The sequence below is a fragment of the Mesorhizobium sp. M7A.F.Ca.CA.002.05.1.1 genome, assembly GCF_003998335.1.
In the GTDB taxonomy this organism is placed as follows: Bacteria; Pseudomonadota; Alphaproteobacteria; order Rhizobiales; family Rhizobiaceae; genus Mesorhizobium.
This window is the reverse complement of record NZ_RZQI01001292.1, coordinates 1-1186: the sequence shown is the minus strand read 5'-3', so window position 1 is coordinate 1186 and position 1186 is coordinate 1. Positions and strand designations below refer to the sequence as shown.

At 61.1% G+C, this 1186-nt stretch carries 1 protein-coding gene; it reads right to left on the bottom strand.

The window, feature by feature from the left end; genetic code table 11:
- Positions 1-175: 175 nt before the first annotated feature.
- Positions 176-1186: zinc-dependent alcohol dehydrogenase (locus tag EN939_RS34980; RefSeq protein ID WP_164751548.1), on the bottom strand; the 1011-nt coding region annotated here is incomplete at its 5' end.

Sequence of the window (1186 nt, the reverse complement as noted above, 5' to 3'; positions counted from 1 at the left end):
TCTCATTGGTCATGCAACACCTTCCTTTGCAGCCGGTGGGGCACGGCGGTCTCGCCGCCGTGAATTCTGCAGGTCAACCGCTGCCGCGATCGAAGGTTCCAGATCGCCAACGGGTCCGTTGCGGTTCACGGCAGCGAACTTGCTCAGGGCAGACCTGGTGCGAGAACCCGACGTCTCAGCCATGCGGTCGCATTACCACCTTGATGCAGCCATCCTGCTTGTCACGGAACGTCTTGTAGAGGTCCGGTCCCGCTTCGAGGTCTGCCCGGTGCGTGATCACGAAGGAGGGATCAATGTCGCCCTTCTGCACCATGGCGAGGAGCGGTTCGAGATAGCGTTGCGTGTGCGTCTGACCCATCCGGAAGGTCAGTCCTTTGTTCATGGCGGCGCCGAACGGAATATGATCGACGAGGCCGATATAGACGCCGGGCACCGAGATGGTGCCGCCTTTGCGGCAGGAGTAGATTGCTTCGCGCAATACATGCGGCCTATCGGTGCCGAGATAGACGGCAGCCTTGACCTTGTCGAGCATGGAGTCGGCACTGGCGGCGGGATCCGACTCGGTCCCGACACAGTCTATGCAGCGATCCGGACCGCGGCCATCGGTCATCGCCATCAAAGCGTCGTAGATATCGGAATTGCTGAAGTCGAGCGTCTCGGCCTTGCCGTGCTCGCGAGCCATCGCCAGCCGCTCCGGCACCTTGTCTATGGCAATGACGCGGCCGGCGCCGAGCATCCATGCGCTCTGGATGGCGAACTGACCAACCGGACCGCAACCCCAGATGGCGACGGTTTCGCCTGGCTCGATGCCGGCGTTTTCAGCTGCCATATAGCCGGTTGGAAAGATGTCGGAGAGGAACAGCACCTGTTCGTCGTCCATTCCCTCGGGCACCTTTATCGGACCGACGTCGGCGAAAGGAACGCGCAGATATTCGGCTTGCCCTCCCCAATAGCCGCCCACCAGATGCGAATAGCCGAACAGGCCAGCCGGGGATTGTCCCATCACTTCGGCAGCCTGTTTGGCATTGGGATTGGACCTGTCGCAAAGCGAGAACAGCCCCTTCTGGCAAAACCAGCACTCGCCGCATGAGATGTTGAAAGGCACCACGATGCGGTCGCCCTTTCTGAACTTCGAATGGCCGCTGCCGACTTCCACGACCTCGCCCATCGTCTCGTGTCCGAGCAC